Source organism: Thauera sp. GDN1 (assembly GCF_029223545.1).
Lineage (GTDB): Bacteria > Pseudomonadota > Gammaproteobacteria > Burkholderiales > Rhodocyclaceae > Thauera.
Map to the genome: position 1 here is coordinate 1,735,929 of NZ_CP097870.1, position 24,510 is coordinate 1,760,438.

Genomic DNA, 24,510 nt, shown 5'->3' on the forward strand with positions numbered 1-24,510 from the left:
AGCCGCTCGCCGTCGGGTTCTCCCCTTATCCGAAACGGGTCGGCGGCACCGCCTGGCCCACGCTGTCGTGCTCGATCTCCGCTGCGCCCGTCACCGTGCGCAGCGGGATCACCCCCGCCCACACCGGCCACTCCAGGTCTTCCTCGTCGTCCTTCACGCCCCAGTCGCGCACCTTGGCCGAGGCCTCGTCGAGCGCGATCCGCAGCACGGTGGTGGCGTTGAGCTCCTTGTCGCTGATCGGGCGCAGCGTGTCCCAGCGCCCGGGGTAGAGCCCGTCGATGAAGGCGCGCAGGCTGGCGAGCTTGTACGCTGGCTCGCCCACCGCCTCGAAGCGGCCGTAGATCACCACCGAGCGATAGTTCATCGAGTGATGCATCGCCGAGCGCGCCAGCACCAGGCCGTCGGCGAGCGCGATGGTCACGCAGGCCTCGCCAGCGGTCAGCGCCTTCAGCATGCGCGAGGCCCTGGCGCCGTGGATGTAGAGGTGATCGCCCTCTCGCCAGTGAATGGTCGGGATGGCGTGCACCACGCCGTCGATCTGGCAGGCGACGGTGCAGATCATCGCCGCGTCGACGATGGCGGCGATGGTTTCGGCGTCGTAGTGTGCGCGCTCGGGCAGGCGGCGGACGCGGGTGCGCGGGGAGGGGGCGGGGGGGGCGGGGTGGGGCATGGCCTGGTGGCTCCGAGGGTTTCGACCGCGCCATCCTAGGTTCGTGGTGGTACCTTGCGTAGTGCCACTGCAACCCGCCCAAATGGAGCCACGATGGAGCTCGACTGGCTGCTCGCCCCGCCCCTGCCCGCGGCCGTGCCGCGCCAGCGCGTGCTGTACCTGCGCCTGCGCGAGGCCATCCTGTCCGGTCGGCTGCCGGCCGACACGCGTCTGCCCGCCAGCCGCAGCCTCGCAGCGACGCTCGGCATCGCGCGCAACACGGTGCTGTTCGCCTACGAGCAGCTCGTCGCCGAAGGCTGCCTGGTCGCGGATCGCCAGGGGACGCGGGTGGCGCCGCTACCCGCCGCAGTGCGCGCTGCGCAGCCCGCGTCCCCTGCACGGGAGGCCTCTCCGACCCTGTCCGCGCGTGCGGTTGCGGTGCTGCAGCGCGAGCCGGCGCGCGATGCCGAAGCCTTGCCCTTCTCGCCCGGCGTGCCCGATTTCGGCGCCTTTCCCTTCCGCACCTGGCGTGCCTGCCTCGAACGCGCGTGGCGCGACGCCGGCTGGCGTCAGCTCGGCTATGCGGTGCACGGTGGCGATCCGGGCCTGCGCGCGGCGATTGCAGCCCACCTGACGAGTGTGCGCGGCCTGGCCGTGGACGCCGCGCAGATCCTGATCACGAGCGGCACGCAGGCGGGACTCGACCTGTGCGCCCGCCTGCTGGCCGATCACGGCGACACCGTGTGGGCCGAAAATCCGGGCTACCTCGCGGCCCGCGTCGCCTTCGGCCTCGCCGGTCTGCAGATGCACGACGTCGCGATCGATTGCGAGGGGATGGCCCCCACCGCTGAGGACTGGCGGCGCCACCGGCCGCGGCTGATCATGGTCACGCCCTCGCACCAGTACCCCACCGGGCGGGTGATGTCGCTGGCGCGTCGGCTCGCGCTCATCGAGCGCGCCCGCGCGGCCGGCGCCTGGATCCTCGAGGACGACTACGACAGCGAGTTCCGCCGCGCTGGCCCGGCGCCGCCCGCGCTGTTCGGCCTGCACGCGGATGCCCCGGTGGTCTATGCCGGCACCTTCAGCAAGACCCTGTATCCGGGCCTGCGCCTGGGCTACCTGGTGCTGCCCCGCGAGATCGCGGACGCCTTCATCCACGCCGCGGCGCGCGCCACCCGCGCCGGGCAGGGCATCGAGCAGCGCGCGCTCGCCGACTTCATCGCGCGCGGGCACTACACCACCCACATCCGGCGCATGCGCGCCCGCTACAACGCTCGCCAGGCCGCGCTGCGCGGCGCCCTGCTGCAGTCCTTCGGTCCCGGTCTGGTGCTGTCGGGCGGCGAGGCCGGACTCCATCTGGTGATGTGGCTGCCGGATGAACTCGATGATACGGCCGTGGTCGAGCGCGCCGCGCAGCTCGGGCTGGGCGTGCGCGCCCTGTCCGCATACGCTCGGCCGCCGGCGCACTGCAACGGGCTGGTGCTCGGCTACGGCAATCTCGACGAGGGCGCCATCGAGGGGGCGGTGGCACGGCTGAGGCGGGCAGTCGGGGTCGGCAGTGGTGTGCGCCCGGTGCGAAAGTGAGCCCATCTTCATCGCCGAACTCGGGCAGCGGCCTTGGGGCCGACGACCCTCAGCCGTTACACTCCGCGGCCTGACTCACCACGCTATCGCCCGGAATCCCTCATGGCCCAACTCATCCTCAATCCCGGCAAGGAACGCTCGCTGTTCCGCCGCCATCCCTGGATCTTCGGCGGTTCGGTCGAGCGCCTCGACGGTCGGGCGCGCCCGGGCGACACGGTGACGGTGATGACGGCCGAGGGCAAGGCGCTCGCGCGTGCGGCGTGGTCGCCGCACTCCCAGATCCGTGCGCGGGTGTGGAGCTTCGATGCGGAGGCGGTGATCGATCATGCCTTCTTCAAGCGCGCGGTGGCGGCCTCGGTGGCGCGGCGGGCGGCGATCCCGGCGCTGCGCGGACAGGAAGGCGTGCGCCTGATCCACGGCGAATCCGACGGCCTGCCGGGCGTGATCGCCGACCGCTACGGCGACGTGGTGGTGCTGCAGCTCACCAGCGCCGGTGCCGACAAGTGGCGCGAGGCCATCGTCGCCGGGCTGGTGCAGGCCACCGGCTGCGCGGCGGTGTATGAACGTTCGGATTCCGAGGTGCGCGGGCTCGAAGGCCTGGAGTCGCGCACCGGCTGCGTGCATGGCGAACTGCCTGCGGGCGGGCTCACCATCGTCGAGAACGGCGTGCGCATGGAGGTGGATGTCGAGGGCGGGCACAAGACCGGCTTCTACCTCGACCAGCGCGACAACCGGCGCCTCACCGGGCAGCTCGCCACCGGGCGCACGGTGCTCAACTGTTTCTGCTACACCGGCGGCTTCTCGCTGCAGGCGCTCGCCGGCGGGGCGAGCTCGGTGCTGTCGATCGACTCCTCCGGTCCGGCGCTGGAGTCGGCGCGACGCAACCTCGCGCTCAACCCTCAGCTCGACGCCGGCCGCGCAGAATGGCTGGAGGCCGACGTGTTCAAGGCGCTGCGCGCGCTCAAGGACGAGGGCCGCAGGTTCGACCTGATCGTGCTCGACCCGCCCAAGTTCGCGCCCTCTGCCGCGCATGCCGATCGCGCCGCGCGCGCCTACAAGGACATCAACCTGTTCGGATTCCGCCTGCTCAACCCGGGCGGCATCCTGATGAGCTACTCGTGCTCGGGCGGCATCGGCCAGGAGCTGTTCCAGAAGATCGTCGCCGGCGCGGCCATCGATGCCGGCGTCGATGCACACATCATCTACCGCCTGTCCGCGGCGCCCGATCACCCGATCGGGCTGGCGGTGCCGGAAGGCGAGTACCTGAAGGGCCTGGCCTGCCAGGTGGGTTGAGCGGCGGCGGGCAGGCCGCCGTCCTGGTTTGCGCCTGCGGCGCGAGCGTCACCTCGCTAGGCGGCGCATGCGACCCGGTGGAAGGGCTCTTCGCTGTCCAGCATTTCCACCCGGTTGCGGCCCTTGTGCTTGGCCTCGTACATCGCCTTGTCCGCGCGTTCGAGGATCGATTCGGCCGTCGCGTTCCTGCGTGAGAGGCCGACGCCGATGCTGACCGTGAGGCCGACCGCTTCCCGGTCGTCGACGGGCAGGGGGCTTCCTTCGACCGCTGCCCTGACGCGCTCGGCGGTCGCGAGTGCGTCCCGGAGGCCGGTGCCGGCGAGGAGGATCGCGAATTCTTCGCCGCCGATCCGGCCGATCACATCCTCGTTGCGCAGACTGGCTGCTGCAGTGCTCACGAAATGCTGTAGGGCGTCGTCGCCGCCCTTGTGGCCGAGCGTGTCGTTGATCGACTTGAAATGATCCAGGTCGACGAGCAGGACGGCGACCGGCTGCCCGCTGCGCTGACTCTGGCTGAGGGCCTTGGCGAAGAGGTTCATGAACGCGCGCCGGTTGAACACGCTGGTGAGCGAGTCGAGTTCGGCAAGGCGGCGAAGTTCGGTGGCGCTGTGCTCGTTGGCCAGCATCAGTGCCCCCAGCGCGAGCAGGATCAACGCGACGATGGATTCGAGCAGGACGAACTCGGAGACGGCCAGGACGTGGTTGGCGTCGAACAGTCCGGCGCTGCCCGGGCTGAAGAGCAGCGGTCGCAGCAACAGGAAGAGCCCGTGTCCGGTGCTGGCGAGTGCGAAGAGGTAGCGCGCCGGGTAGTCGTGGATGCCGCCGACGGCCAGAGTCCGGGCGCTGAGCAGGAACAGGATGCCGGTCGTGACGCTGGACGCGGCGAAGCGGACGCCCGGGGCCGGCTGTTCGATCGTGAAGTACAGGGCAAGTGCGACCAGGAACAGGGCAAATGCCAGCGCGTAACGGGCGGGGAGAGGCCTGCGGCCGATGTAGGCACGCGCGCCGGCGAGATTGAGGTACGCGATCAGGAAGGAAAGGGTCTGCGATGCGATCACGAACCCGGGCTCGGGCAGGCTGTCGCGGGACAGGAACAGCACGCAGAGCCCGAAGCCGCTCAGGTAGGACAGTGCCCAGATGCGCGGGCCGGGAATCCGACGGTTGAAGTACCACATCGCGGCGAGCACCGTCGTGACGATCCACATCAGGATCGACGCCATGATGAGCAGGGTGGGGCTGTGCACTGTGCTTCCTTTTTCCCTCGATGCGTCGCTCGTCATCGAGGCCCGTCCCTGACCCGGAGCGACGCCCTGATTCCGTTCTGCCTTCGCGCCAGCGTCCGACGGGCGGCGCGGCGATCATCTGCTATCGCGTGCGGTCCCAGGGAGATGGGCCGGATTGGCTTGGATCGACAAAAACACCTTAAATCATACGAATGTATTTTAAGTGTTAAATAAGGCGTCGGCAGCGGGATTTTTAGTCGGACCCTGGCCCGAATCGAGTCCCGCCTTGCGCGCGGCAGGACGGTGTCCGGCGGCGATGCGGCAAACGACAGGGGGCCGGGGCGGAGATCGCCCCGACCCCGTCAGGCGGCGGCCGGGATGAAGGTTCAGCGCGTGCCGTAGCGCTCCAGCCAGTGCGCGTACGGCGCCGGCAGCACCCAGGTCGGACGCTCCACGCCGAGGGCGCGCGCGGCCTGCATCGGCCAGTGCGGGTTGGCGAGGTGGGCGCGGCCGATCATCACCACGTCGAGCTGGCCCTTGGCCACGGTGCCGTCGGCGATCTGCGGATCGTCGATGCCCCAGGCCGAGGCGACCGGGAGTCCGGCCTCGGCACGCACGCGCGCTGCAATCGGGGCGAGGAAGGCCGGGGCCCAGGGCACCTGGGCCTGCAGGGTCGAGAAGCCGACGCTGACGCTGAGCAGGTCCAGGCCGCCGCGCTTGAAGTTGCGCGTGAGCTCGATCGATTCCGCGAGCGTTTCCTCGTCGCGGCCGTCGTACTCGATGACGCCGAAGCGGGCGGTCAGCGGCAGGTTCTCCGGCCATACCTCGCGCACCGCAGCCAGCGTCTCGAGCAGGAAGCGGCTGCGGTTCTCCAGGCTGCCGCCGTAGGCGTCGTCGCGCTGGTTGGCGTGCACCGAGAAGAAGCTCTGGCCGAGGTAGCCGTGGGCGAAGTGCAGCTCCAGCCACTCGAAACCGGCGTCGCGCGCGCGGCGGGCGGCGGCGACGAAATCGGCGCGCACGCGCGCGATGTCGTCCACCGTCATCGCCTTGGGCACTTTCGGCAGGTTGGCGCCGAAGGCGGTGGCCGAGGGCGAGATCGTCTCCCAGCCGCGCGGATCGCCCTCGGCGATGTGGTCGTCGCCTTCCCACGGACGGTTGGCGCTGGCCTTGCGGCCGGCATGGCCGATCTGGATGCCGGGCACGGCGCCGGCGGCCTTGATCGAGGCGGCGATCGGGGCGAGGACCTCTGCCTGGGCGTCGTTCCACAGGCCGAGGCAGGCCGGGGTGATGCGGCCTTCGGGTGCGACGGCGGTGGCCTCGACGATCACCAGGCCGGCGCCGCCACGGGCGATGGCGGGGTAATGCACCTTGTGCCAGTCGTTGGCGACGCCGTCGGTGGCCATGTACTGGCACATCGGCGGAATCGCGATGCGGTTGCGAAGGGTGACGGCCTTGAGCTTGAAGGGCTGGAAGAGTGCGGACATGGGTTTGCTGCGGTTCCTTGCTGTTGCTGATGCGCGTTCGGGCGCGCGCCGGGGATCAAATGAAGCCGCCCGCAGCAGGCCTGGTGCATGCTGCGGGCGGGCGAGGGGGTGAAGCTTACTTGAGGTCGAAGCGGTCGGCGTTCATGACCTTCGTCCACGCGGCGACGAAGTCACGCACGAACTTCTCCTGGTTGTCGTCCTGGGCGTAGAGCTCGGCGTAGGCGCGCAGGATGGAGTTGGAGCCGAACACCAGGTCGACCCGGGTCGCGGTCCACTTCTTCGCGCCGCTCTTGCGCTCGACGATGTCGTAGCTGTTGCGCCCGGTGGGCTTCCAGCTGTAGGCCATGTCGGTCAGATTGACGAAGAAGTCGTTCGTCAGCGCGCCGACGCGGTCGGTGAACACGCCGTGCTGGCTGCCGCCGTGGTTGGTGCCGAGCACGCGCAGGCCGCCGATCAGCACGGTCATCTCGGGCGCGGTGAGGCCGAGCAGCTGGGCGCGGTCGAGCAGCATCTCCTCGGGCTGGACGACGTAGTGCGCCTTCTGCCAGTTGCGGAAGCCGTCATGCACCGGTTCGAGCACCTCGAAGGACTCGACGTCGGTCTGCGCCTGGCTGGCATCGCCACGGCCGGGCGCGAAGGGCACCTCGACCTCGAAGCCGGCGACCTTGATCGCCTGCTCCAGGCCGACGTTGCCGCCGAGCACGATCAGGTCGGCCATGCTGGCGCCGGTCTCCGCGGCGATCTTCTCGTACGCCGCCAGCACCCTGGCCAGGCGCGCCGGCTCGTTGCCTTCCCAGTCCTTCTGCGGGGCGAGGCGGATGCGCGCGCCGTTGGCGCCACCACGGTAGTCGGAGCCGCGGAAGGTGCGGGCGCTGTCCCAGGCGGTGGCGACCATGTCACCGACCGACAGGCCGGCGGCGGCGATCCTGGCCTTCACCGCGGCGACGTCGTAGTCCTTGCTGCCGGCGGGCACGGGGTCTTGCCAGATCAGGTCCTCGGCCGGAACGTCGGGGCCGATGTAGCGCGCCTTCGGGCCCATGTCGCGGTGGGTCAGCTTGAACCAGGCGCGCGCGAAGACCTCCTCGAAGTAGGCCTGGTCGTTGCGGAAGCGCTCGGCGATCTTGCGGTACTCGGGGTCGAAGCGCAGCGCCATGTCGGCGTCGGTCATCATCGGCTTGCGGCGGATCGACGGATCCTCGACGTCCACCGGCATGTCCTCTTCCTTGATGTTGACCGGCTCCCACTGCCAGGCGCCGGCGGGCGACTTCTGCAGCCACCAGTCGTGCTTGAACAGCATGTCGAAGTAGCCGTTGTCCCACTTCGTCGGATGGGAGGTCCACGCGCCCTCGATGCCGCTGGTCACGGTGTCGCGGCCGATGCCGCGGGTGGTGTGGTTCATCCAGCCGAGGCCCTGCTCATCGAGGTCGGCGCCTTCCGGTGCCGGGCCGAGGTTGGCCGCGCTGCCGTTGCCGTGCGCCTTGCCGACGGTGTGGCCGCCGGCGGTGAGCGCCACGGTCTCCTCGTCGTTCATCGCCATGCGGGCGAAGGTCACACGCATGTCGTGGGCGGTCTTGATCGGGTCGGGCTTGCCGTCCACGCCTTCGGGATTCACATAGATCAGGCCCATCATCACCGCGGCGAGCGGGTTCTGCAGGTCGCGCTGGCCGGAGTAGCGCGAGCCCTCGCTGCCGCTGGGGGCGAGCCATTCCTTCTCCGAGCCCCAGTAGATGTCCTTCTCGGGGTGCCAGATGTCCTCGCGACCGAAGGCGAAGCCGAAGGTCTTGAAGCCCATCGACTCGTAGGCCATGTTGCCGGCGAGGATGATGAGGTCGGCCCAGCTCACCTTGTTGCCGTACTTCTTCTTGATCGGCCACAGCAGGCGGCGCGCCTTGTCGAGGTTGCCGTTGTCGGGCCAGGAGTTCAGGGGGGCGAAGCGCTGATTGCCGGTGCCGCCGCCGCCGCGGCCGTCGGCCACGCGATAGGTGCCGGCGGCGTGCCAGGCCATGCGGATCATCAGGCCACCGTAGTGACCCCAGTCGGCCGGCCACCACTCCTGGCTGTCGGTCATCAGCGCCTTCAGGTCGTTCTTGAGCGCGTCGACGTCGAGCTTCTTCAGCTCCTCGCGGTAATCGAAGCCGGCGCCGAGCGGATTGGTCTTGGTGTCGTGCTGGTGGAGGATGTCCAGGTTCAGCGCCTTCGGCCACCAGGCCATCACGGAATCGCTCGCGGCGGTGTTGCCGCCATGCATCACCGGGCACTTGTCTGCGGATTGGGTGTTGTTGTCACTCATTGCCATCTCCTTTCGTCGCGTCGTTCGTTACAGGTCGAGAACAGCGTGATCGACCAGCCGGGTCGTGCTCGAGCAGTCGTGCAGGGGCTGCCTGGAAGCGCCGCCGGGGGCGCGTTCTCCGGTGCTCGTGTTCTGCTCACAGCCGCAGACTAGCAAAAGCCGGGCATCTGCGAGTCAATGAGCATTATTGTTAAATGCTATTATTGAGTTTTTGAGTGTTAAAAAAATCTATCGATGCCGACCTGCGGGCGGGCACGCGCAAGGCCCCGCCCGCAGGTCGGGACGCCGGCGTCAGAGGCAGGCCTCGACGATGCGCCGGCTCATCGCCAGGTCGACCGCACGGTCTTCGCCGAGCCGGACCATGCCGTGCGCCTCGAGCTGGGCGACCACGCGCTCGACCGCCTCGGCGCCGATGCCGTAGTCGGCGAGACGCGTCTTCACGCCCAGCGACTCGAAGAACGCGCGCGTGCTGGCGATCGCCAGCTCGATGCGCTCGTCATCGCTGCCTGCGCGCAGCCCCCACACGCGCTCGGCATATTGCAGCAGCTTGGCGCGCTTGACGTCGCGCCGCTCCAGCAGCAGGTTGGGATGCACGATGGCGAGCGTCTGCGCGTGGTCGAGGCCGTAGAGGGCGGTGAGCTCGTGGCCGATGACGTGCGTGGCCCAGTCCTGCGGCACGCCGGCGCCGACGACGCCATGCAGGGCCTGGGTGGCCGCCCACATCAGGTTGGCGCGCACGTCGTAGTCCTCGGGGCGGGCCAGCGCCTGCGGGCCGGTCTCGATCAGGGTGAGCAGCAGGGCCTCCGCGTAGCGGTCCTGCACCGCGGCCTGCGCCGGCTGGGTCAGGTACTGCTCGGTGACATGGACGAAGGCGTCGACGACGCCGTTGGCGATCTGGCGCGGCGGCAGGGTGTAGGTCTTGACCGGGTCGAGCAGCGAGAAGCGCGGGTAGAGCAGCGGATGGCCGAAGCCGAGCTTGGCCTGCAGCGACTTGCGGGTGACGACCGCGGCGCAGTTCGCCTCCGAGCCGGTGGCGGGCAGGGTCAGCACGGTGCCGATCGGCAGTGCGCGGGTGATCTCCTTGCCGCGGGTCTCGAGGATGTGCCACGGGTCGCCGGGATAATCGACCGCGGCGGCGACGAACTTGGTGCCGTCGATGACCGAGCCGCCGCCCACCGCGAGCAGGAAATCGAGCTTCTCGTGCCGGATCAGCTCGACCGCCTGCATCAGCGTCTCGTAGGTCGGGTTGGGCTCGATGCCGCCGAAGCGCTGCACGTGGTGGCGGCCGAGCGCGGCCTCGACCTCGGCCAGCGTGCCGTTGCGCTCGGCGCTGCCGCCGCCGTAGAGGATCAGCACGCGGGCCTCGGCGGGAACCAGGTCGGCGAGGCGGGCGATGCTGCCCTGGCCGAAGACGATGCGGGTGGGGTTGTAGAGTTCGAAGTCGTGCATGGATTCTCCCTTGAGCACGCGCTAGCGCGCGGTGATTCGGTGGACGGGCCGCGGCACCCTGCCGGCGGCCGTCGATTTCACTCAGGATAGAACAGACGGGGCGCCGATCGTTCCACAAGCCTCCCGACCCGGCCGGGACGCAGCCCGGATTAAGGGGTACATTTCGCTCTCGCGCAAAGAAAAGCATTTCCTTATGAAGAAGAATCTGTGGCTGCTGGCCATCGCCCAGGGCCTGTTCCTGACCAACAACGTGGTCTTCATCGCCATCAACGGCCTGGTCGGCCTCAGCCTGGCGCCGGCGGCCTGGATGGCGACCCTGCCGGTGATGGGCTACGTGGTCGGCGGGGCCTTGTCGACCGGGCTGGTGGCGCGCAGCCAGCAGCGCTGGGGGCGCAGGACCTCGTTCCAGCTCGGGCTGCTGGTAGCCCTGCTGACCGCGCTGCTGTGCGCTTTCGCGCTGTCGATCGGGAGCTTCTGGCTGCTGGTGGCGGGGACGGTGATCGCCGGCTACTACAGCGCCAACGGCCAGCTCTACCGCTTCGCCGCCGCCGAGCTGGCGCCGCCGTCCTTCCGCGAGAAGGCGGTGTCGCTGGTGCTGGCGGGCGGCCTGATCGGCGCCGTGATCGGCCCCAACCTGGCCAACTACACACGCGAGGCCACGGGCGCGCCCTTCATGGGCTCCTACCTGGCGCTGGCGGTGGTGGCGCTGGTGTCGATGGCGGTGATGGCGGGCATCTCCTTCCCACCGGAGCCGAACAGGCAGGCCGGCGCCGGCGGCGGCCGGCCGCTCGGCGAGATCGTGCGCCAGCCGGTGTTCATCGTGTCCACGCTGGGCGCGGCGATGGGCTACGGGGTCATGAACCTGCTGATGGCGGCTACCCCGCTGGCGATGGACGTGTGCGGCATGCCGTTCTCGGACGCCGCGCTGGTGCTCGAGTGGCACGTGATCGGCATGTTCGCGCCGGGCTTCTTCACCGGCCACCTCATCAAGCGCTTCGGCGTGCTGCAGATCATGGGTTTGGGCGTGGGGCTGAACTTCGCCTGCGTCGCGGTCGCGCTGTCGGGGCAGGACCTGCACCAGTTCCTGATCGGGCTCTTCCTGCTCGGTGTGGGCTGGAACTTCCTGTTCACCGGCAGCACCACGCTGGCGATGCAGGCCTACCGTCCGGAGGAAAAGGACAAAGCGCAGGCGGCGATCAACTTCGCGGTGTTCGCGGTGATGGCGCTGACCTCGTTCGCGTCCGGCGCGCTGGTGACGACCCAGGGGTGGACGCTGCTCAACGTCGGCTCGCTGCTGCCGCTGGGCCTGACGGGCGGCGCGCTGCTGTGGCTGGCCGTGCTGCGCCGGCGCGAGGCGGGGCAGGGCGCGTGAACTTCCTCGCCCATGCGCTGCTGGCCGGCGAGTCGCCGGCGCTGATCGTCGGCGGGGTGGTCGGCGACTGGATCAAGGGGCCGCTGCCCGCAGGGCTCCCGCAAGACCTCGCGCGCGGGGTGGCGCTGCATCGCGCGATCGATGTCTTCGCCGAGACCCATCCGGCCTTCTGCGCCAGCCGGGCGCGGGTGTCGGCGCCGCGCCGGCGTTATGCCGGGGTGCTGGTCGACATCTTCTACGACCACCTGCTGGCGCGTGACTGGGCGGATTTTCGCGACGATGCGCTGGCGCACTACTGTGCGGGCGTGTATCGCCAGCTCGGCATGCGGCTGGTGGAGCTGCCCGCGGGCGCGCACCACGCCCTCGCGCTGATGGCGCGCGAGGACTGGCTGCAGTCCTATGCCGAACTGGAGGGCATCGCCGACGTGCTGGCGCGCATGTCGCGCCGTGCGCGCCAGCCGAATCCGCTCGCCGGCGGCGAGGCGGAGTTCGTCGCCGCGGCCGAGGGTTTCGAACACGACTTCCGCGCCTGGCTGCCGGATGCGCAGCGCTTCGTCGCCGACTGGCTGACGGCGCGCTGAGCGGGATCGGCGAGGCGGAATGCATCAACCCGGGATCGAAAGCATGAATGGAGTACTGGTGGTCATCGGCGCCCTGTCCGCCGCGCTGGCGGTGGGGCTGGGTGCGTTCGGCGCGCACGGCTTGCGTGTGGTGCTGTCGGCGGAAATGCTGGCGGTGTTCGAGACCGGCGTGCGCTACCAGATGTACCACGCGCTGGCGCTGGTGGCGCTCGGACTGGCGCCGGCGCTGGCGTCGTGCCGGCTGGCGAAGCTCGCCGGCGGGCTCTTCGTCGCCGGAACCGTCTGCTTCTCCGGCAGCCTCTACCTGCTCACCCTCGCCGGCACCCGGGGCATCGGCCTGGTCACGCCGCTGGGCGGGCTGATGCTGCTGGCCGGCTGGCTGGTGCTGGCGCTCGCCGCGCTTCAGTGGAAGTCGCGGCTACGTGCGTCGAGCGCGCCGAGCAGCGCGGAGTGATCGACCACCCGGCTCGCCACCAGATGCACGACGCGCCCCTGGCGGCTGATCTGGCCGAACACCCCCATCAGCCGTGCGCCGAGCAGGATGCGGCGCTGCTGCTCGAAGAGCTCGGGGCGGACGATGACGTTGGTGAGCCCGGTCTCGTCCTCCAGGGTGACGAACAGCGTGCCCTTGGCGGTGCCCGGGCGCTGGCGGCAGGTGACCAGGCCGGCGCCGCGGGCGAGCATGCGGTCCGGCGCCACGGCGATGTCGGCGGCGGTCAGGAAACGCAGGCGCACGAGCTCGTCGCGCACGAATGACAAGGGGTGGCGGCCGAGGGTGAAGCCGAGGCGGGCGTAGTCGGCGAGCAGGTCCTCGGCCTCGGCCGGGGCGGCGAGGGGGACGGCGACGTCGCCGCCGGGCGCGCCGGCGAGCAGGCCGGGCAGGGGTGCCGCGCCGCTCGCCTGCCACAGGGCCTGGCGGCGGTGCCCGGCGAGGCCGGCGAGCGCGCCGCCGGCGGCGAGGATGCGCAGTTCGCCGGCATCCAGCCGGGCGCGGGCGGCGAGGTCCTGGGTGTCGGCGAAGGTGCGGCTGTCGCGGGCGGCGACGATGCGCGCGGCGGCGTCGCGGGCGAGGCCGCGGATCATGCGCAGGCCGAGGCGGACCGCGGGCTGCGGGCGCACAGGTGACGCGTCCGTGTCCGGCTCCCCGGCGGTGGCTTCCAGCGTGCACTCCCAGGTGCTGACCGTGACGTCGGCCGGCCGCACCTCCACCCCGTGCCGGCGCGCGTCCTGGATCAGCTGCGAGGGCGAGTAGAAGCCCATCGGCTGGCTGTCGAGCAGCGCGGCGAGGAAGGCGGCGGGCTCGAAGCACTTGAGCCAGGCCGAGGCATACACCAGCAGCGCGAAGCTGGCGGCGTGCGATTCGGGGAAGCCGTAGCTGCCGAAGCCCTCGATCTGCTGGCACAGGCGCTGGGCGAAGTCGGCGTCGTAGCCCTTGTGCGCCAGCCCGGCGAGCAGCTTCTCGCGGTAGCGTTCGAGCTCGCCCTTGCGCCGCCAGGCGCCCATCGCCCGCCGCAGCTGGTCGGCCTCGCCGCCTGTGAAGCCGGCCGCGACCACCGCGAGCTGCATCACCTGTTCCTGGAAGATCGGCACCCCGAGCGTGCGCGCGAGCACGCCGCGGATCTCGTCGCGCAGGCCGTCCATCGGGTCCTCGCCGCGCGCCACGCGATCGCGCGCGTGCAGGTAGGGATGGACCATGCCGCCCTGGATCGGGCCGGGGCGCACGATGGCAACCTCCACCACCAGGTCGTAGAAACGGCACGGCCTGAGGCGCGGCAGCATGGTCATCTGCGCGCGCGATTCGACCTGGAACACGCCGACCGAATCGGCGCGCGACAGCATGTCATACACCTCGGCGCGTTCGCGCTCGATGCTGGCCAGCGTCAGCGGCCGGCCGCGCCAGGCCGACGCCAGTGCCAGCCCGCGGCGCAGCGCCGACAGCATGCCGAGCGCGAGCACGTCGACCTTCATCAGGCCGACGGCGTCGAGGTCGTCCTTGTCCCACTGGATCACGGTGCGCTCGGGCATCGCGGCGTTCTCGACCGGCACCAGCTCGTCGAGCCGGCCGCGGGCGATGACGAAACCGCCGACATGCTGCGACAGGTGGCGCGGAAAGCCGATCAGTTCCTCGGTCAGCGCCACCAGCCGTCGGCTGACCGGGCTGGCGGGATCGAGCCCGGCCTCCATCAGCCGTTCGGGCAGGATGCTACGGCCGTCGAACCAGTGGTGCTCGCGCGTCAGGCGTTCGATCTGCGTCTCGTCCAGGCCGAGCGCGCGGCCGACGTCGCGCAGCGCGCTGCGGGCGCGGTAGCTGATCACGGTGGCGGCGAGCGCGGCACGCTCGCGGCCGTACTTGCGGTAGATGTACTGGATCACCTCCTCGCGCCGCTCGTGCTCGAAGTCGACGTCGATGTCGGGCGGCTCGTTGCGCTCGCGCGAGATGAAGCGCTCGACCAGCATGATGCCCAGCGTCGGATCGACCTCGGTGATGCCCAGTGCCCAGCACACCACCGAATTCGCCGCCGAGCCGCGGCCCTGGCACAGGATGCCCTCGCCGCGGGCGAAGCGGACGATGTCATGCACGGTGAGGAAATAGGACTCGTAGCCGAGCTCGGCGATCAGCGCCAGTTCGTGCTCGATCTGCGCGCGCACCGAGGGTGGCGCGGGGTCGTCGGCGGGCGGGTCCATGGCTGCGGTCGTGGGGGGTGTGGCGACGCGGAGGCCCGCGGGGGCGTCCTGTCCGCGGTAGCGCCACCGCAGTCCCCCCTCCACCAGCCGGCGCAGCCAGCTTGCCGGGGTTTCGCCGGCGGGGACGAGTTCGGCCGGGTACTCGTAGCGCAGTTCGTCCAGGGAGAAGCTGCAGCGCCCGGCGACCGCCAGGGTTTCGGCGAGCAGCGCGGGCGGGTAGCGGCGGGCGAGGGTGTCGCGGTCGTGCAGGCGCTGCTCGGCATTGGCGGCGAGCGCCAGCCCGGCCTCGGCCACGCTGCAGTGCAGGCGCAGCGCGCTCATCACGTCGGCGAGGGGGCGGCGGGCGGGGTCGTGCATCAGTGCGCCGCTGGCCGCCACCGCCGGGATGCCGGCGGCGCGCGCGACGCGGCGCAGCCAGGTGATGCGCGCGCGGTCGCGGCCGTCCACCCGCACCGTCACCGCCATCCACGCGCGACTCGGGAAGCGCTGTGCCAGCCATTCGGCCTCGGCCTGCAGGTCCGCCGCCGCCGTCTCGAGGCCGACACGGGGCGGAAAGCCGGCGGGTGGAATGAGCAAGGCCAGGCAGCCGTCCAGGCGGTCGCCCGCCTCGCCGGGGCTGGCAGGCGGTAGCGGCAGCTTGCAGGCGTGGTCGATCATCGCCCGGGTGAGGCGGTATGCCCCCTTGGCGGCGGCGCGTCGGGCACGGGTGATCAGCCGCGACAGCTGTGCGTAGCCGGCGCGGTCGGTGGCGAGCAGCACGATGCGGGGGCCGTCCGCGAGCTGCAACTCGCTGCCGATGATCAGCCGTGGGCGCTGCTCCGCGGGCAGGGCCTGCAGCGCGCGATGGGCGCGCACCACGCCGGCGAGCGAGCACTCGTCGGTGAGCGCGATCGCGGTGTAGCCGAATGCGGCCGCCTGCGCGACCAGCTCCTCGGGGTGCGAGGCGCCGCGCTGGAAGCTGAAATTGCTCAGGCAGTGAAGTTCGGCGTACTCTTCGATCATTCGTAGACTGTAAAAAAATACAGTCTTCAGGGCAAGGGCGGGCGTGTCCCGCCCGGCCGGCGGCGAAGTTTCGGGTCCACCGCAATCGCGCACGGCTGGCGCGCTGTTAAAATCGCGCCCTCGTATCTTCTTCAAGGGCGTGGTCGCCGACCGCGCGTGTTCTCACTGCCTGGCCTGGATGGCCGCAAAGGAGCCCTTCATGTCCTTCACCACGTCCCGCAAGGTGCTGTTCGGCGCGCTGGCGCTGGCGTTCGCGATGGCTGCGCCGGTCCATGCGCAGCAGAAATCGGTGGCGATCACCGCGATCGTCGAGCACCCGGCGCTCGATTCCGTCCGCGATGGCGTCAAGGAGGCGCTCGCCGCCGCCGGCTTCGAAGACGGCAAGAACCTCAAGTGGCAGTACCAGAGCGCCCAGGGCAACACCGGGACCGCGGCGCAGATCGCGCGCAAGTTCGTCGGCGACAAGTCGGACGTGATCGTCGCCATCGCCACCCCCTCGGCGCAGGCCGTGGCGGCGGCGACCAAGGACATTCCGCTGGTGTATTCGGCGGTGACCGATCCGGTGGCGGCCAAGCTGGTGCCGTCGATGGCGGCCTCGGGCAGCAACGTCACCGGCGTCTCCGACGCCCTCGAACTCGACAAGCAGATCGAGCTGATCAAGCGCGTGAGCCCCAACGCCAAGCGCGTGGGCATGGTGTTCAACCCGGGCGAGGCCAACTCGGTGGTGGTGCTGGAGCAGATGCGCAAGCTGCTGCCCGGGCACGGCATGAGCCTGGTGGATGCGGCGGCACCGCGTTCGGTCGACGTCGGTTCGGCCGCGCGCAGCCTGATCGGCAAGGTCGACGTGTTCTACACCAGCACCGACAACAACGTGGTGTCGGCCTACGAGGCCCTGGTCAAGGTCGGCATGGACGCCAAGATCCCGCTGGTCGCGGCCGATACCGACAGCGTCGCGCGCGGCGCGGTCGCGGCCTACGGCATGGACTACAAGGCGCTGGGCGTGCAGACCGGCGAGATGGTGGTGCGCATCCTCAAGGGCGAGAAGCCGGGCGCCATCGCCTCCGAGACCAGCAACAAGCTCGAGCTGCACGTGAACCCGGGCGCGGCCCAGAAACAGGGCGTCACCCTGTCCGACGAGCTCGTCAAGGACGCCTCCAAGGTCGTCCAGTAAGGACGGTCCGGCCGGACCCGCACGCGGTCGGCCGGTGCCGGCCGCGGCGGGCGCTCTCCCCAGGGCGCCCGCGTCGTCTTCTCTCCAACGGTATTCCTCATGTCCCTCTACACCCTGCTCGGGGCGCTGGAGATCGGTCTGATCTTCAGCCTGGTCGCCCTCGGCGTGTACATCTCCTTCCGCCTGCTGCGCTTTCCCGACCTGACCGTCGACGGCAGCTTCCCGCTCGGCGGCGCGGTCGCCGCGACCATGATCGCCGCCGGCTACGATCCCTTCACCTCGACCATCGTGGCGACCATCGCCGGCGCGGTCGCGGGCCTGATCACCGGCTGGCTCAACGTGCGCCTCAAGATCATGGACCTGCTCGCCAGCATCCTGATGATGATCGCGCTGTACTCGATCAACCTGCGCATCATGGGCAAGCCCAACGTGCCGCTGATCATGGAGCCCACCGTCTTCAACCTGCTGCAGCCCGAGGCCCTGGCCGACTACGTCTTCCGCCCGCTGCTGCTGGTGTTCGTGGTGCTGGCGGTCAAGCTGCTGCTCGATGCCTATTTCTCGACCCAGAGCGGCCTGGCGATCCGCGCCACCGGCTCCAATGCGCGCATGGCGCGCGCCCAGGGCGTCAATACCGGGCTGGCGGTGCTCGCCGGCATGGCGCTGTCGAACGCGCTGGTCGGACTGGCCGGGGCGCTGTTCGCGCAGACCCAGGGCGGTGCGGACATCTCGATGGGCGTGGGCACCATCGTCATCGGCCTGGCGGCGGTGATCGTCGGCGAGAGCCTGCTGCCTTCGCGCAAGCTCTACCTGGCTACGATCGCGGTGATCGTCGGCGCCATCGTCTATCGCTTCTTCATCGCGCTCGCGCTCAACTCCGACTTCATCGGCCTGCAGGCGCAGGACCTCAACCTGGTCACCGCGGTGCTGGTGACGGTCGCGCTGGTGGTACCCAAGCTGCGCGCCCACTGGTCCGGAAAGAAGGGGAACTGAGATGCTGAAAGCAACCGACCTGCGCCTGACCTTCAACCCCGGAACGCCGATCGAGACCCAGGCCCTGCGCGGCATGACGCTGGAGATCCCGACAGGGCAGTTCGTGACCGTGATCGGCTCCAACGGTGCCGGCAAGTCCACCTTCCTGAACGCCGTCTCCGGCGAGCAGCGCGTCGACAGCGGCACGATCGAGATCGACGGCATCGACATGACCCGCCAGCCGGTGTGGGCGCGCGCGCGCCACGTCGCCCGCGTGTTCCAGGATCCGCTCGCCGGCACCTGCGAGGACCTCACCATCGAGGAGAACATGGCGCTGGCCAAGATGCGCGGCGAGCGCCGCGGCTTCTCGTTCGCGGTCAAGCCGGCGCTGCGCGAGGAGTTTCGCGCCCAGCTCGCCACGCTCGGCCTCGGCCTGGAGAACCGCCTGTCCGACCGCATCGGCCTGCTCTCCGGCGGCCAGCGCCAGGCGGTCAGCCTGCTGATGGCGGCGCTGCAGCCTTCGCGCCTGCTGCTGCTGGACGAGCACACCGCGGCACTCGACCCGCGCACCGGGGCCTTCGTGCTGGAGCTCACCGTGCGCATCGTCGCCGAGCACAAGCTCACCACGATGATGGTGACGCACTCGATGCGCCAGGCGCTGGATGTGGGCCAGCGCACCGTGATGCTGCACCAGGGCCGGGTCGTGCTGGATGTGTCCGGCCCCGAGCGCGAAGGCCTCGACGTGCATCACCTGCTCGACATGTTCGAGAAGGTGCGCGGCGAGGAGATCGACGACGACGCGCTGCTGCTGGGCTGAGTCCGAGTCCTTCTCCACACACCGTCCGTCCGCACGACCCGCCTGATCACCCGAATTCAAACGAAACACCACCGAACGCAACGATGACCTCCGCTTCCCGTCCCGTCCGCACCCGCTTCGCCCCCAGCCCGACCGGCTACCTCCACATCGGCGGTGCGCGCACCGCGCTGTTCTCCTGGGCCTTCGCCCGCCGTCACGGCGGCAAGTTCATCCTCCGCATCGAGGACACCGACGTCGCCCGTTCCACGCCGGAGGCGGTGCAGGCCATCCTCGACGGCATGGCGTGGCTGGACCTGTCCCACGACGAGGGCCCGTTCTACCAGATGCAGCGCATGGACCGGTACAAGGAGGTCATCCAGCAGATGCTGACCGCCGGCACCGCCTACCACTGCTACATGTCGACGGAAGAGCTCGACCGCATCCGCGAGGAGCAGCGTGCCCGCGGCGAGAAGCCGCGCTACGACGGGCGCTGGCGTCCGGAGCGCGGCAAGACCCTGCCGCAGCCCCCGGAGGGCGTGCAGCCGGTGGTGCGCTTCCGCAACCCGACCGAGGGCGTCGTCGCCTGGGACGACCTGGTCAAGGGCCGCATCGAGATCAGCAACACCGAACTGGACGACTTCATCATCGCGCGCGCCGACGGCACGCCGACCTACAACTTCTGCGTGGTGGTGGACGACTGGGACATGGGCATCACCCACGTCATCCGCGGCGACGACCATGTGAACAACACCCCGCGCCAGATCAACGTGCTGCGCGCGCTCGGTGCCGAAGTGCCGCTCTATGCGCACCTGTCGATGATCCTCGGCGACGACGGCACCAAGCTCTCCAAGCGCCACGGCGCGGTGAGCGTGATGCAGTACGACGAGGAGGGTTACCTGCCGGAGGCGGTGATCAACTACCTGGCGCGCCTGGGCTGGAGCCATGGCGACGACGAGGTCTTCAGCCGCGAGCAGTTCGTCGAGTGGTTCGACCTCGACCACATCACGCCCTCGGCCGCGCAGTTCAACACCGAGAAGCTCAACTGGCTCAACGCCCAGTACATCAGGAAGGCGGACGACGGCTTCCTCGCCGCCGAGGTCGCCAACCGCCTGGCGCGCCGCGAGGTGAATCCCGAGACCGGTGTGACGCTGGAAGCGGTGGTCGCGCTGTACAAGGATCGGGTCGCCAACCTCAACGAACTGGCCGATGCCGCCGAACTGTTCGTCTCCGACGTGCATCCGGCGCCGGAGGTGATCGGCCAGCACCTGAGCGAAGTCGCGAAGGCGGCGCTCGCCAGCCTGCGCGCGCGCCTGGCGGCAGCGGAGTGGAACAAGGCGGCGCTCAGCCAGGCGATCAAGGACACGATGGGCGAGCACGGCCTGAAGATGCCGCAGGTGGCGATCCCGCTGCGGGTCGCGGTGCTGGGCGTGCCGCAGACGCCCGCGATCGACGCGGTGCTCGAGGTGCTCGGGCGCGAGCGCGTGCTGGCCCGCCTCGATCGCCATCTGTGAGTGCCGGGGCGGGCGGGGGCGATCGTTCCCCCCGCGCGCCCGACCGCAGTACCCCCAACAAGACGAAAGCCCCGGCGAGCCGGGGCTTTCGTGCTTTCAGGCGGACGCGGGGCTTCAGGCGGCCTTGCGCATGCCGCGGCTGCGCGCTTCGGGCGCGGTCGTCGCTTCCAGCGGGCTCACCAGGTTCAGCGTGCGTGCTTCCTGCAGCAGGGCGTTCATCGACTGCTGGAACTGTTCGAACTGGCGGCTGCCCAGTTCGACGAATTCGTTCTGCGTGTCCACGCAGACTTCATTCATGCGGCGCACGTAGTCGCCGAACTGTTCCAGGCTGCGGGTCTGCGCGACGGCCTGCTTCGCCAGCGTGTCCTGGACGTCTGCGCCGGCGAGCGGTGCCGGTGCGGTGGAGAGCGCTTCGCACACCGAACGTGCGGCGCCGAAGTTGATGGCGAGCAGCCTTTCCGAGGCGTCGAGCGCGATCAGGGCGTAGGCCTGCATCTGCTCGACATTGCTGTGTGCGGTTTCGGCGAGCTTCTGGTAGGCGGGATGGATCGTCATGGCAATGTCTCCGGGAATGATGCCGTGGGAATGTCCTCGACCTGGGATCTTAGGTCATTGCCCACTCCGGGCACATACCCCGTTTGCCGTGTTTCATCTACCGTGAAACCGGTAGTACGAGCCTGCCCGCCCCGCTCAGCCCGGTGCCCCGCCGTCGGGCGGCCCCGCCGCGGGGCTGATGCCGCGGGCGATGGCGTAGCGGGTGAGCTCGGCGATGTTGTGCAGGTCGAGCTTGCGCATCAGGTTGCGGCGGTGCACTTCCACCGTCGATGCGGCGATGTGCAGGCGGTCGCCGATCTGCGCCGAGGTCAGGCCCGCGGCGATCAGTTGCAGCACCTGGCGTTCGCGCTCGGTGAGCCGGGGGGCGGCGGCGTACAGGCTGTCGCGGTCGAGCAGGGCGCTGGTCACCGTGGCGGCGACGTCGGGGCACAGGTAGGTGCGGCCCTCGCACACGGTGTGGATCGCGCGCAGCAACTCGTCGCCGGCCTCGGCCTTGGTGATGTAGCCGCGCGCGCCGGCGTCGAGCAGGTCGATGACGAACTGGCGGTCGGCGAAGGCCGACAGCCCGATCACGCGGATGCCCGGATTCACCGCCAGCAGGCGGCGGGTGGCCTCGATGCCGTTCATGCCCGGCATGGCGATGTCCATGCACACCAGGTCGACCGGCTGCGCGGCGGCGATCGCCAGCACCTCCTCGCCGCTCGCGGCCTCGGCGATCACCTCGAGCCCGGGCTCGCGTGCCAGCAGCGCGCGCAGCGCGTGGCGGAACATCTGATGGTCGTCGGCGAGGACGATGTGCAGGCTCATCGCGGCGGCTCCGGGGACGGGACGGATGCGGGCGGGCAGGGCAGCTCGACCACGATCGCGGTGCCTTCGCCCGGCCGGGTGCGCAGCCGGAAACGGCCGCCGGCGAGCTCGACCCGTTCGCGCATGGTGATCAGGCCCAGTCCGGGGGTGCTCCCCGCCTCGCCGAGCCGGGACAGGTCGAAGCCGACGCCATCGTCGGTCACGGTCAGGCGGAAGCGGTCGGCCTGATGCTCGAGGCGGATACGCACGCCGCCGGCCCGCGCATGCTTGGCGCAGTTGGTCAGCGCCTCCTGGACCAGCCGGAAGCACAGCGACTTCGCGGCGTGGGTGAGCACGCGGGTGTCGGTGCCGGGGGCGATCTCCACTGTCGCGTCCAGCCCGGTGCGCCGGCGGAACTGGCTCACGTACTCGTCGAGCGCGGGCGCGAGGCCGCCGTAGTCGAGCGTGGCCGGGCGCAGGTTGGTGCAGATCTCGCGGATGCCGGCGGTGGTGTCGGCGAGCAGCGCGGCGGCGTCGTCGAGCATCGGCCCGATCCCGGCGCGCGCCGTGGCAGGCAGCGTCTCGGAGAGATGGGCGGCGAGGTTGGCGAACAGGATGCGCAGCGCGGCCAGGTTGGGACTGGCGCGATCGTGCAGCGCGCAGGCCAGCTCGCGGCGCTCGCGCTCCTCGATGGCGACGAGGTGGCGGGACAGCGTCTGCAGGCGGGCAAGGTGTTCCAGGCGCTCGGCTTCCATCCGCCTGCGCTCGGTGATGTCCTGCACGGTGCCGTAGAGCTTGTACACCTGGCCCTGGACGTCGCTCACCGGCACGATCACGGTGAGGTGGTGGCGAACCTGGTCTGAGGGCAGGATCACCTCCTGCTCCAGCGCGCAGCGCTTGCCGGTGTCGATCGCCTGCCAGAACAGGTCGCGGGTGCGTTCGAGCGAAGCCGGACTGTAGTAGGCGAGCGCCTCGTTGATGTCGGGCACGCCGAGCGCCTCCGGGCGATCGAACAGGCGGAAGAGCTGGCGCGACCAGTGCATGCGGCCGCTGTGGCGGTCGAGCTCCCAGTCGCCGACGCGGGCGAGATCCTGCGTGGCCTCGAGGCGGAAGGCGGTCGTGTCGAGCGCGGTGCGCAGCGCGTCCACTTCGCGCGCCTTCATTCGGCGAGCGGTCCGGTGGAGGCGGGGCGCAGGATGAAGCGTCCGGGATCGACCGCCTCGCACAGGTCGCGGGTCAGCGGCAGCGGATCGCCCTCGAGCCGGCTGGCGAGGAGCTCGGCGGCCAGCGCCGACCACACCAGGCCGCGGGCGCCGTAGCCGGACAGCACATGGAGGTCGGGGTGACGACCTACGTCCGCGAGCCCGGCGCTCGCAGGCGGGATGCCGCGGACCGGCGCGGCACCGATCATCGGCAGGCGGTCGGGCGAGGCGGGACGAAAGCCGACGCGCCCGGCGAGCGTCGCAGGGTCGAAGTCGCGCGCGAAGCCCGGCAGCATCGTGTCGAGCTTTTCCAGGTTCTCGGCGTGATCGGCGGCGCGCAGCGCGGGCTCCTCGTCATCGACCGCGAAGGTGGCGCCGGCGCAGCGCAGGCCGTCGAGCTCGGGGCTGACGTAGCCGCCACGGCACACCACGACGCGGGGCGCGCTGCCCGCCACAGCGGGCAGGTGCGAGACCTGGCCGCGCGCGCTGACGATCGGCAGGGCCTGCGCGAGCTCGAAGTCGTGCGCGCCCACGCCCGCGGCGAGGATCGCCACCGGCGCCGAGGCGATCGTGCCGCCGCCGTCGGCGGAGAGCGCGCGCCAGCCGTCGGCGTCGCGCTGCAGGCCGGCGACCCGGCAGCCGAAGTGCGTGCGCAGGTTCGCGCCCGCTGCGGCGAGGCTCGCGGCGCACAGGCTGGGTGGCTGCACCCAGCCGCTGCCGGCGAACCACCAGCCGCCGCCGGCCACCGCGCAGCCGGCGATCTCCGCAGCCTGGGCGCCATCCACCCAGGCGAGATGCTCGGCGGGCAGCGCCAGGCGTTCGACGACCGCCCGCATCTTCGCTTCCTGCTTCGCATCGCGCCCCAGATGCAGCACGCCGCAGGCCGCGGCACGGACGGGAAAGCCGCGCGCCGCCAGGCGGTCGATGTGGCGCCAGCCGTACAGGCTGCCGGCGCGCGTGAGCCGGCTCATGCGGTTGTCGTCGAGGCTGGGGAGCGGGCGCAGCACGCCGGCGAGATTGCCGGAGGCGCCCTGGCCGGGGGCGGCGGCGTCGATCAGGTCGACCGTCCACCCGCGCTCGGCGAGGCGCTCCGCCGCCGTGCAGCCGGCGATGCCGGCGCCGATCACCAGCGCGTGGCGGATCGTCCGGCCGTCGTGCTCGCCGTCGTCGGGCAGCGGACGCGCCAGCTCGCCGCGCAGCATCTGCCACTTGCCGCCGAAGCCGGGGCGCTTGACGACCTCGAAGCCGGCGCGCCGCAGGCCTTCGCGCACGCTGCCGGCGACCGACCAGGTCGCCAGGGTGGCTCCGGGCGCGGCCAGGCGCGCGAGCAGGTGGAAGATGCGTTCCGACCACAGCTCGGGGTTCTTCGCCGGGGCGAAGCCGTCGAGGTAGAAGGCGTCGGCGCGCGCCACCAGCTGCGCCAGCCCGTCGCCGGCCTCGCCGAGGAAGAGGGTCAGCGTGACCCGGCCGTCGTCGAGGTTGAGCCGGTGCAGGCCGGGGGCGAGCACCGGCCACTGCGCCTGCAGGTCGGCGGCCAGTGCGGCGAACTGCGGCCAGCACGCATGGATGCGGGCGAGATCCTCGCGGCGGAAGGGGTGGCGCTCGCAGGACACGAAGTGCAGGCGGGCGCTGCGCAGCGGGTCCGCGCGCCAGGCGGCCCAGGTGGCGAGGAAGTTGAGCCCGGCACCGAAGCCGGTCTCGACGATGGTGAAGCGCTCGCGCCGCTGCCAGCGATCGGGCAGGCCGTTGCCGGCGAGGAAGACGTGACGGACCTGGCCGAGCGCGTCGTCGCGCGAGTGATAGGCGTCGGCGAAGGTGCTCGAGTACAGCACGCCTTCGGGCGTGTGTTCGAGGCGGGCAGGGATGATCTGCATGGGACGAGCCGCGGGCGAATCATCCGCCAGCGCG

Annotated in this window: 19 protein-coding genes; 9 read left to right on the forward strand and 10 right to left on the reverse strand. The window is 70.6% G+C overall.

The window, feature by feature from the left end; translation table 11 throughout:
* Positions 1-25: 25 nt before the first annotated feature.
* Complete coding sequence (locus CKCBHOJB_RS07980; protein ID WP_281051438.1) at positions 26-670, reverse strand: pyridoxamine 5'-phosphate oxidase family protein; 645 nt, start codon at positions 668-670, stop codon at positions 26-28.
* A 93-nt stretch (positions 671-763) separates the two neighbouring features.
* On the opposite strand from CKCBHOJB_RS07980, the gene CKCBHOJB_RS07985 reads away from it, so the two are divergent.
* Both CKCBHOJB_RS07985 and CKCBHOJB_RS07990 read left to right on the forward strand, forming a co-directional pair.
* Entirely contained in the window at positions 764-2,233 is a 1,470-nt protein-coding gene (locus CKCBHOJB_RS07985) for a PLP-dependent aminotransferase family protein (protein WP_281051439.1), read from the forward strand.
* A gap of 102 nt (positions 2,234-2,335) precedes the next feature.
* The gene (locus CKCBHOJB_RS07990) at positions 2,336-3,526 is read left to right on the forward strand and encodes a class I SAM-dependent methyltransferase (protein WP_281051440.1); all 1,191 of its coding nucleotides are present in this window, start codon (positions 2,336-2,338) and stop codon (positions 3,524-3,526) included.
* Between the two features lie 56 nt (positions 3,527-3,582).
* Here CKCBHOJB_RS07990 and CKCBHOJB_RS07995 read toward each other — a convergent pair whose 3' ends face one another.
* From CKCBHOJB_RS07995 to CKCBHOJB_RS08010, 4 genes are all read right to left on the reverse strand, one after another.
* Positions 3,583-4,770, reverse strand: coding sequence for a GGDEF domain-containing protein (locus tag CKCBHOJB_RS07995; RefSeq protein WP_281051441.1), 1,188 nt, complete (start codon positions 4,768-4,770; stop codon positions 3,583-3,585).
* A gap of 365 nt (positions 4,771-5,135) precedes the next feature.
* Positions 5,136-6,233 carry an NADH:flavin oxidoreductase/NADH oxidase gene (locus CKCBHOJB_RS08000; protein WP_281051442.1) on the reverse strand — a complete coding sequence of 366 codons (1,098 nt, stop codon included), beginning with the start codon at positions 6,231-6,233 and terminating at the stop codon, positions 5,136-5,138.
* 115 nt (positions 6,234-6,348) lie between these two features.
* Positions 6,349-8,523, reverse strand: coding sequence for a catalase/peroxidase HPI (gene katG, locus CKCBHOJB_RS08005; protein ID WP_281051443.1), 2,175 nt, complete (start codon positions 8,521-8,523; stop codon positions 6,349-6,351).
* Positions 8,524-8,814: 291 nt separating this feature from the next.
* Entirely contained in the window at positions 8,815-9,972 is a 1,158-nt protein-coding gene (locus CKCBHOJB_RS08010; RefSeq protein WP_281051444.1) for an iron-containing alcohol dehydrogenase, read from the reverse strand.
* A gap of 193 nt (positions 9,973-10,165) precedes the next feature.
* Here CKCBHOJB_RS08010 and CKCBHOJB_RS08015 point away from each other — a divergent pair, with 193 nt between their 5' ends.
* The 3 genes from CKCBHOJB_RS08015 to CKCBHOJB_RS08025 are packed head-to-tail and all read left to right on the forward strand — an operon-like array spanning position 10,166 to position 12,379.
* Entirely contained in the window at positions 10,166-11,344 is a 1,179-nt protein-coding gene (locus CKCBHOJB_RS08015; protein WP_281051445.1) for an MFS transporter, read from the forward strand.
* Positions 11,341-11,925, forward strand: a complete 585-nt coding sequence (locus CKCBHOJB_RS08020) for an ACP phosphodiesterase (protein ID WP_281051446.1) — start codon at positions 11,341-11,343, stop codon at positions 11,923-11,925. Before CKCBHOJB_RS08015 ends, CKCBHOJB_RS08020 begins: the two co-directional genes overlap by 4 nt.
* Positions 11,926-11,968: 43 nt before the next feature.
* On the forward strand, positions 11,969-12,379 hold the full coding sequence (locus CKCBHOJB_RS08025) for a DUF423 domain-containing protein (protein ID WP_281051447.1): 411 nt from the start codon (positions 11,969-11,971) through the stop codon (positions 12,377-12,379).
* Here the strand turns inward: CKCBHOJB_RS08025 and CKCBHOJB_RS08030 are convergent.
* Positions 12,328-15,612 carry an error-prone DNA polymerase gene (locus CKCBHOJB_RS08030; RefSeq protein ID WP_281051448.1) on the reverse strand — a complete coding sequence of 1,095 codons (3,285 nt, stop codon included), beginning with the start codon at positions 15,610-15,612 and terminating at the stop codon, positions 12,328-12,330. The genes CKCBHOJB_RS08025 and CKCBHOJB_RS08030 overlap by 52 nt on opposite strands.
* 199 nt (positions 15,613-15,811) lie before the next feature.
* Between CKCBHOJB_RS08030 and CKCBHOJB_RS08035 the strand changes: the two genes are divergently transcribed.
* The 4 genes from CKCBHOJB_RS08035 to gltX all read left to right on the forward strand — a co-directional run bounded on the left by CKCBHOJB_RS08035 (position 15,812) and on the right by gltX (position 20,059).
* Positions 15,812-16,783, forward strand: a complete 972-nt coding sequence (locus CKCBHOJB_RS08035) for an ABC transporter substrate-binding protein (RefSeq protein WP_281051449.1) — start codon at positions 15,812-15,814, stop codon at positions 16,781-16,783.
* A gap of 99 nt (positions 16,784-16,882) precedes the next feature.
* Positions 16,883-17,773 (forward strand): ABC transporter permease, encoded by an 891-nt coding sequence (locus tag CKCBHOJB_RS08040; protein WP_281051450.1) that lies wholly within the window; start codon positions 16,883-16,885, stop codon positions 17,771-17,773.
* Between the two features lies 1 nt (position 17,774).
* On the forward strand, positions 17,775-18,569 hold the full coding sequence (locus CKCBHOJB_RS08045; protein WP_281051451.1) for an ABC transporter ATP-binding protein: 795 nt from the start codon (positions 17,775-17,777) through the stop codon (positions 18,567-18,569).
* Positions 18,570-18,652: 83 nt separating this feature from the next.
* Positions 18,653-20,059 (forward strand): glutamate--tRNA ligase, encoded by a 1,407-nt coding sequence (gene gltX / locus CKCBHOJB_RS08050; protein WP_281051452.1) that lies wholly within the window; start codon positions 18,653-18,655, stop codon positions 20,057-20,059.
* Positions 20,060-20,173: 114 nt separating this feature from the next.
* Here gltX and CKCBHOJB_RS08055 read toward each other — a convergent pair whose 3' ends face one another.
* The 4 genes from CKCBHOJB_RS08055 to mnmC all read right to left on the reverse strand — a co-directional run bounded on the left by CKCBHOJB_RS08055 (position 20,174) and on the right by mnmC (position 24,476).
* Entirely contained in the window at positions 20,174-20,614 is a 441-nt protein-coding gene (locus tag CKCBHOJB_RS08055; protein ID WP_281051453.1) for a phasin family protein, read from the reverse strand.
* 135 nt (positions 20,615-20,749) lie between these two features.
* Positions 20,750-21,421, reverse strand: coding sequence for a response regulator transcription factor (locus tag CKCBHOJB_RS08060; protein WP_281051454.1), 672 nt, complete (start codon positions 21,419-21,421; stop codon positions 20,750-20,752).
* Positions 21,418-22,563: a sensor histidine kinase gene (locus tag CKCBHOJB_RS08065; RefSeq protein WP_281051455.1), complete on the reverse strand. Its 1,146-nt coding sequence runs from the start codon at positions 22,561-22,563 to the stop codon at positions 21,418-21,420. Before CKCBHOJB_RS08065 ends, CKCBHOJB_RS08060 begins: the two co-directional genes overlap by 4 nt.
* A complete protein-coding gene (mnmC, locus tag CKCBHOJB_RS08070; RefSeq protein WP_281051456.1) occupies positions 22,560-24,476 on the reverse strand; it encodes a bifunctional tRNA (5-methylaminomethyl-2-thiouridine)(34)-methyltransferase MnmD/FAD-dependent 5-carboxymethylaminomethyl-2-thiouridine(34) oxidoreductase MnmC in 1,917 nt (638 codons plus the stop codon). The genes CKCBHOJB_RS08065 and mnmC overlap by 4 nt, the downstream gene beginning before the upstream one ends.
* Positions 24,477-24,510 lie beyond the last annotated feature (34 nt).